7 protein-coding genes are annotated in these 7,555 nt (G+C 32.7%); all 7 read right to left on the reverse strand.

The features are described from left to right. Positions 1 to 583 (reverse strand): FGGY family carbohydrate kinase (locus CPAL_RS01495; protein WP_242976276.1); only part of this gene is annotated, 583 nt, incomplete at its 3' end. Between the two features lie 90 nt (positions 584 to 673). Continuing rightward, on the reverse strand, positions 674 to 1,378 hold the full coding sequence (locus CPAL_RS01500) for an MIP/aquaporin family protein (protein WP_061857662.1): 705 nt from the start codon (positions 1,376 to 1,378) through the stop codon (positions 674 to 676). 157 nt (positions 1,379 to 1,535) lie between these two features. Further along, positions 1,536 to 1,916: a DUF1667 domain-containing protein gene (locus CPAL_RS01505; protein WP_106023979.1), complete on the reverse strand. Its 381-nt coding sequence runs from the start codon at positions 1,914 to 1,916 to the stop codon at positions 1,536 to 1,538. A 4-nt stretch (positions 1,917 to 1,920) separates the two neighbouring features. Beyond that, positions 1,921 to 3,180, reverse strand: a complete 1,260-nt coding sequence (locus CPAL_RS01510; RefSeq protein WP_106023980.1) for an NAD(P)/FAD-dependent oxidoreductase — start codon at positions 3,178 to 3,180, stop codon at positions 1,921 to 1,923. Positions 3,181 to 3,209: 29 nt separating this feature from the next. Next, a complete protein-coding gene (locus tag CPAL_RS01515) occupies positions 3,210 to 4,643 on the reverse strand; it encodes an NAD(P)/FAD-dependent oxidoreductase (protein WP_106023981.1) in 1,434 nt (477 codons plus the stop codon). Positions 4,644 to 4,898: 255 nt separating this feature from the next. Then, entirely contained in the window at positions 4,899 to 5,465 is a 567-nt protein-coding gene (locus CPAL_RS01520; protein ID WP_061857665.1) for a glycerol-3-phosphate responsive antiterminator, read from the reverse strand. Positions 5,466 to 5,491: 26 nt separating this feature from the next. Beyond that, positions 5,492 to 7,384 (reverse strand): phosphate/phosphite/phosphonate ABC transporter substrate-binding protein, encoded by a 1,893-nt coding sequence (gene phnD / locus CPAL_RS01525; protein ID WP_106023982.1) that lies wholly within the window; start codon positions 7,382 to 7,384, stop codon positions 5,492 to 5,494. Positions 7,385 to 7,555 lie beyond the last annotated feature (171 nt).

Here is a 7,555-nt window from a genome sequence, read left to right on the forward strand (position 1 = left end):
CATGGATATTATAAAGCATTGTTCTTGATGCATTTGTATAATCTGTAACGTGAACTCTTCCCTTAGTTAAATTCCAGATTAACCATGTATCTATATTACCGAAAAGTAATTCTCCCTTTTCAGCTTGTTCTCTAGCTCCTGGAACATTATCAAGTATCCATTTAACCTTTGTTCCTGAGAAATATGCATCTAAAATTAGTCCAGTCTTTTCTTTTATGTTTTTATCAAAACCTTTTTCTCTTAATCCATCGCAAATTGAAGCTGTTCTTCTGCACTGCCATACTATTGCATTGTATACAGGAACTCCTGTATTTTTATTCCATACAACTGTAGTTTCTCTCTGATTTGTAATACCTAATGCAGCAATATCTGTTGCATCAAGCCCAGCTTTTTCTAAAGCTTCTTTCGCAACTCCTGCTTGAGTTCCCCAGATTTCCATAGGATCATGTTCAACCCATCCAGCTTTTGGATATATTTGAGTAAATTCCTTTTGTGCTACACTTATTATTTCACCCTGTTTATTGAATATTATGCATCTCGAACTTGTTGTTCCTTGATCTAAGGCCATTATATATTTTTCCATAATACACTCCCCCTAAGTTAAACCTTAAAATTAAATTATTATATTCATAAAATCATTTAAAACTTAACTTATATAATATTTAAAAATTAATTAAAATACACCTACAAATAAGAATGCCCCAATTAATGCACCTATTATTGGTCCTATTACTGGTATCCATGCATATCCCCAGTCTGAATCTCCTTTTCCTGCTATTGGAAGTATTGCATGAGCTATACGCGGTCCTAAATCTCTTGCTGGATTTATAGCATATCCTGTAGGTCCACCTAATGCAAGACCTATAACTAATATTACCAATCCTACTGCTAATGTTCCAAGTCCATCTACCATTTTAACTTGACCAAGTCCTAAAATACTAAATACTAATACGAAAGTTCCTACAATCTCTGTAATAAGGTTTGCTGCTGAATTCCTAATAGCTGGTGCTGTTGCAAATATTCCAAGCTTTGTTGCCTTATCTTCTGTAGCTTCCCAGTGTGGTAAGTATGCTATCCATACTAATGCTGCTCCAACTATAGCACCTAACATTTGAGCTATTATATATCCTGGAACTTGTGCCCACGCAAAGTTTCCAATTGCAGCTAATGCTATTGTAAGTGCTGGGTTAAAGTGAGCTCCACTTGCTGCTCCAAAAATCCATGCTGGAACTGCTACTGCACATGCCCATGCTACAGTTATTACTATCCATCCTCCACCCTGCGCTTTACTTTTGTTAAGAGATGTTGCTGCACATACTCCATCTCCTAGTAAAATTAACATCATTGTGCCTAAAAATTCCGCTAAATAACTTGACATAATAATTCCCCCTTAATCTTAAAAATTTATATATCATTTCATACTTATATAAATATGAAATGAATACAACGAAACCGTTTACTTGGGTAAAAAAGAGCATTATCAAGAAAGAGTTTATTTCTCTCTCCTAATAATGGCTCTCATCTCTCCGCCAAGATTATTCATCTTTATCTACGCACTTTACACTCTTTGTTGCTATAACATCTACACCAGTTCCTACTGCATTTTCTATAATTACATCTCCTATATTTATAGGTGCCTTTACCTTTATCCCTTTAAGAGCTTTCATACATTCATATATCTTCTCTTTAGGGATATCCTTCTTCGTTTTTACTGAAACTACACCTAATTCTCCGTTCTCTATTTCAACAGTTGAAGTAACTATTCTCGTAGGATTAGTACATTCTTTCTCAGCATAAGCAACACCCTTAACACAGCTATTGCCTTTAACCTCTATAACCTTTTTATCTTCTAGTGTAACTTCTAAAGCACACCCCATAGGGCATCCTATGCATGTAAGTTCTATATTTTCCCTCATAATACTACACTCCTTCCACCTTTACTATGATTTTCTTACAGTCAGGATAATTTTCAAACATACTCTTTGTAAGCTTTAAGGTTTGCATTTCTCCAGGAGTTAGTATTTTCTTATTTATATGCATAGTTCTTTCCCCATCAAAATAAAGAGAAATATATTTGTCTTTATATACGTTATTTACTCTGAATCTTAGGTCAACAAACTTATCCACATTGTTTATATTAATATATTTTGGAACTGTATAAGTTATTCCATCTAGTGGTAAAACTTCTATTCCTTTTTCATCGAAAGATTTTCCTTTCACATATCTTGCTGCATTTTTACCAGCATTTATACTTTCCTCAGTAACATTGTCTACTAAATCATGAACGTGAAGCACATTTCCACAAGCAAAAATTCCATCTATATTTGTCTGGAGACTTTCATTAACTTCTGGTCCCCCTGTAACATTAGAAATTTCAACCTGCGCCTTCCTTGAAAGCTCATTTTCTGGAATTAAGCCTACTGATAGCAATAGAGTATCACAAGGAATATATTCTTCTGTCCCTTTTATAGGCTTTCTATTTTCATCAACCTTTGCAATAGTAACCCCTTCAACTCTATTCTTTCCTTTTATTGATACAACTGTATGAGATAATTTTAAAGGAATATTATAATCATCTAGACATTGAACTATATTTCTCTTAAGTCCACTAGAATAAGGCATAAGTTCTACAACAGCCTTAACCTTTGCTCCCTCTAAAGTCATTCTTCTTGCCATTATAAGTCCTATATCACCAGAGCCTAAAACAACTACTTCTTTTCCTGGCATATATCCATCTATATTTACAAATTTCTGAGCTGTTCCTGCACAATATATACCAGCACATCTATCCCCTGGAATACCTATAGCTCCTCTTGGCCTTTCACGACATCCCATAGCTAAGATTATAGCCTTAGCCTTAATTTCTAAAATTCCGTCCTCTTCATTTACTGCTGTTATAACTTTGTCTTTATTAATATCTATTACCATGGTATTCAATTTATGCTCTATTTTTAAATCCCTTATCTTATCTATAAATCTTGCAGCATACTCTGGTCCTGTTAGCTCTTCTTTAAAAATATGAAGACCAAAGCCGTTATGAATACACTGATTTAAGATTCCTCCTAGTTTATTATCTCTTTCTAATATTAGTATATTGTCTATGCCTTCTTCTTTAGCTCCTACAGCTGCTGCAAGCCCTGCAGGTCCAGCGCCTATTATTACCACATCATATTCTTTCATTTTTCTATCCTCCAAAAAATTAATATGGTTTATATTTCTTTGTTTTTACCTACAAGAAGGTTAGACTTTCCTCCAAATAAGGTTACATCCTCTGGACTTAGGTTTAGTTCCTCTGCCAAAATATGAAGCACCTTATTTGAGCAGAATCCACTTTGACATCTTCCCATACCAGCCCTTGTTCTTCTCTTAACTGCATCTATGTTTCTTGCACCAAGAGGTCTTCTTATAGCCTCTACTATTTCTGCTTCTGTAACTGTTTCACATCTGCACACTACTCTTCCATACCTTGGATTTTTCTTTATTGCTTCTATTCTTTCTTCTTCAGTCATATCCCTAAACTTTGGTATTCCTTTTCTTATTGGATTAAACTTTTCATTTTTGCTTGGATGTAACTTTTCAACAACAATGCCTGCTATCATCTCTGCAATGGCAGGTGAACTTGAGAGCCCTGGAGATTCAATTCCTGCTGCATTTATAAATCCTTCTACATCCTCTGCTTCTCCTATTATAAAGTCTCCAGTATTTCCCCTTGCTCTATTTCCTGCAAAAGACTTTATAAGGTATTTCATAGGGATATTTTTAAAGGTTATTTTAGCCTTATCTATAACGTCATCCAATCCTTCTCTTGTATTTGATAAATCTCTTTTATCCTCAATGTCATCCGCATTTGGTCCTATTAACAAGTTTCCATCTACTGTTGGGGTTACTAATATTCCTTTTCCAAGCTTGGTTGGTAATTGGAACAATGTCATCTTTGCCATATTGCCAACCACTTTATCAAATAAGCAGTATTCCCCTCTTCTTGGCATTATCTTTATCTTATTTTTACTTACCATATTATTTATATCATCTGAGAACAATCCTGCTGCGTTTATTACAAGCTTACTTTCTATTTCTCCTTTAGAAGTTTTAATTATAAACTTATCATCTATCTTATTTATTCCTACAACTTCTGTTTCAAGTTTAAATTCAACTCCATTTGTAGCCGCATTTTCTGCAAGAGCAATGGTCATCTCATATGGACATACAATCCCTCCTGTAGGTGCATATAGTGCAGCATATACATCATCATTTATGTTTGGTTCTAATTCTAATATTCTTTCTTTGTATATTATTTCAAGATCCGGAACTCCATTCTTTTCTCCTCTTTCTTTTAACTCTAATAAATTAGGCATTTCTTCTTTATTAAAGCATAAAACTAAAGACCCATTTCTCTTAAATGGAAAGTCAAGTTCCTGTGCTAATTTATCAAACATAGCGTTACCTTTTGCATTTAACATTCCCTTTAGAGTACCAGGTTTAGCATCATACCCTGCATGAATTATGGCGCTATTGGCTTTTGTGGTTCCTACAGCCACATCTGACCCTTTTTCCACTACGCAAACTTTCAAGTCATATTTAGCAAGTTCTCTAGCAATAGAGCAGCCTACAACTCCTGCTCCAATTATAGTTACATCAAACATATACTAACCCCCTTTTATAAATGTAGTTCCTCATCTCAGTGGATTTTTCCACCTCAATTTTAGAACTGGTTATCTAAAGAAATTGGTTATCAAAGAAAAAAGAGCCACAATTAATTAAGAGATTTCATTCTCTTAAAATTGTGGCTCTCATTTACTCCGCCTTTTAGTATATAATGTATACATTTTCTATACACTAATATATATGAGGAGAATTCCTATATTAGTACAGAATGTAAGAAATATGCGCAGCTTTTTTTACATATCCCAAATCTCTTCCTTGCTGGTTGATATAGCAATGGCTCCTGATTTTAGGCTGTTCATTACGTCTTCTTTATCCATTATAAGTCCTCCAGTTATGACTGGCACATTGGTTTTATTAGTAAATATCTTTGTAACCTTTGGCATTATACCCGGCAATATCTCTACTGCATTAGGTTTTATGGATTCTATAGAATGTATTCCAGTATTTAAAGATAGGTGGTCTAATACAAAAAATCTTTGTATAACAAATATATCAAGATTTTTTGATGCTCTTACTAAACTAGTCTTAGTTGTAATTATTCCATCTGGATTTATATTTTCATGTATATACTTTAGTGCTAAGGCATCCTTAGCAAGTCCTTCTATCAAATCCACATGTATATATACTCCTTTTCCTGAAGCCCTAATTTTACCTACAATGGACCTTATGTTAAATATATCCGATTTTAAAACGAAGATAATTTCACATGGAGATTCAATAGCCCTTTGCAGTTGATGCTCATCCTTTATAGCTGCTATTATAGGATTTATCTGTAACCTACGATAAAACTGATTTCCCACAATACTCCCCGCCTAACTTATATAAACTATAATATGTTTCTAATTACATCATATTTCTCATCACTGCTCTCTATGAATCCGTCAATAGGTGTTTTAAACATTTTTAGATCCTTAGTATTTATAAAAGCTTCCTTAACTTTATTTATAAGTTCTGGCTGCATTCTTGGATTTACGGCTATTGCATCCTTAGGTATATCTTCTGTTTCTTTAATTATAACAAGCTCCTCAACCTTTAATCCATTAATCCTTGCATTATCTATTGCTTCACTATAAGTAGCTCCTGCATCTATCTCTCCTGATAAAACTGCTTTAATAACATTATCATGACTTCCCATAAAATAAACTTTATTGAAAATTTTTTCAGGATTTAGGTTGTTAGATTTTAACATATGTTTAGCATACAAGTATCCAGAAGCACTATTTTGATCTACATATCCAAAATTCTTGCCTTTTAAGTCTTTTAAATTTTTTATATTGCTGTCTTTTCTAGTGATTATATATCCTCTATAGTATGCCTTTCCATTTACTTTAGGAGTAGCTATTGGCAGTACTCCTGCCTTTTCATGGGCATTCACATAGGCAAATGGAGAAAACCATCCTAGATCAATTATATCTTCCTTTATACTGCTGCTTAAAGCATCGTAGTCCTTTACAATTATAATTCTAGGTTTATATCCTATACACTTAAATATATGTTCTAATATAGGTACGTACATATTCTTTATATTTTCTGGAGATGTAAATGGATTAATGCCAATGATTATTTCATCACTTCTTTTTAATTTCACTGATATTTTTTGAAGTTTTTCCGATATCTCTCTCAATTGATTAAACTGTAAAGCTATTTCCTCATTTTTCGTTTTTTGATAGTTTATGCTTTCAATAGATTCATAGGATAGTTTATGAGTATCTTCTATAGCTTTTGACATACCTTCAACTGCCGCTTCGATTTCCGTGGATGTATATAATACCTGAGAAGACATAGACTGTAAATTTTTTATAGAATTATTGATATGTTCTACAATGACTTTTATCTCATCAATGGCATTAGTCGACTGGTTTACTATTTCTTCTACTTCATTTATCTTTTCATTACATTTTTCTATTGCTTTATTTGAGTATACTACCTTTTCAGATGTATCGTCAACTATCTCTTCTATCTGTGAAATATGAACATGAGTCTGTTCTGAAAGCTTCTTTATTTCATTTGCCACAACTGCAAACCCTCGTCCTACTTCTCCTGCTCTTGCAGCTTCAATAGCTGCATTTAAAGATAATAGATTGGTCTGATTAGATATTTGTTTTATATAATCCACTACTTTATATATATTATTAGAAGATTCTATGAATTCTTCATTGCTTTTAGAAGCATTGCTAACTTCTTTTGCAAGCTCTTCTAAAAAAACGCTTATACCTTCTATAGTATCTCTATTTTTTTCTAACATTTCTACAGACCTTAATGAATAGTTCCGTATATCTTCAACGCTCTTATTTAAATCTCTAGAAAATGATACAAATTCATTAATACTAGCATTTATTTCTTCTGCAGCTGCTGCATTTTGCTGGCTATAATTCTCTACCTTATGAGATATATCATAAGATTTGTTAAAAATAGAAGTATTTTTATCTGCAACCCATAATAATTGCTGTACATTGAAGCCAATAGCTTCTGATGCAGAAAGTAATTCCTCTTTTATCCCATCATCGACTCCAATATCTTTATTATATGGTATATTATTACAAATGGTAGCATTAAAATCTAAACTTTTACTAAAAAGTTTAATAGATATAGCAAATATAGCTATGTCCCCCAAAAGCGATATTATAAAATATAGAATATTGTGAAAAATACAAAAATATAAAATTAAATTTAACAATATAAAGCCGCCGCAAGAAATGCTAAATTTTTTTAATTTCATGCTCATTTATCCCCTTTAAATATTTATCCTTATTATAATAATATAAGATGAACTTCTATAGCAATTCATAGAAGTTCATCCATAGTATAATATAGTTTAATCAGTTATTTTTCCCAACCTTGAGATCTTTCAACTGCTTTATGCCATCCCTTAATAATTTGTTCTCTCTTT

The sequence above is a fragment of the Clostridium thermopalmarium DSM 5974 genome (assembly GCF_002995795.1).
GTDB lineage: Bacteria > Bacillota > Clostridia > Clostridiales > Clostridiaceae > Clostridium_H > Clostridium_H thermopalmarium.

What these genes read in the sequence shown, in the direction of transcription:
- CPAL_RS01505 (WP_106023979.1), bottom strand. Translation starts at nt 1,916, where the DNA reads ATGAGGGAAAATATAGAACTTACATGCATAGGATGCCCTATGGGGTGT.
- CPAL_RS01500 (WP_061857662.1), bottom strand. Translation starts at nt 1,378, where the DNA reads ATGTCAAGTTATTTAGCGGAATTTTTAGGCACAATGATGTTAATTTTA.
- CPAL_RS01515 (WP_106023981.1), bottom strand. Translation starts at nt 4,643, where the DNA reads ATGTTTGATGTAACTATAATTGGAGCAGGAGTTGTAGGCTGCTCTATT.
- CPAL_RS01510 (WP_106023980.1), bottom strand. Translation starts at nt 3,180, where the DNA reads ATGAAAGAATATGATGTGGTAATAATAGGCGCTGGACCTGCAGGGCTT.
- phnD (WP_106023982.1), bottom strand. Translation starts at nt 7,384, where the DNA reads ATGAAATTAAAAAAATTTAGCATTTCTTGCGGCGGCTTTATATTGTTA.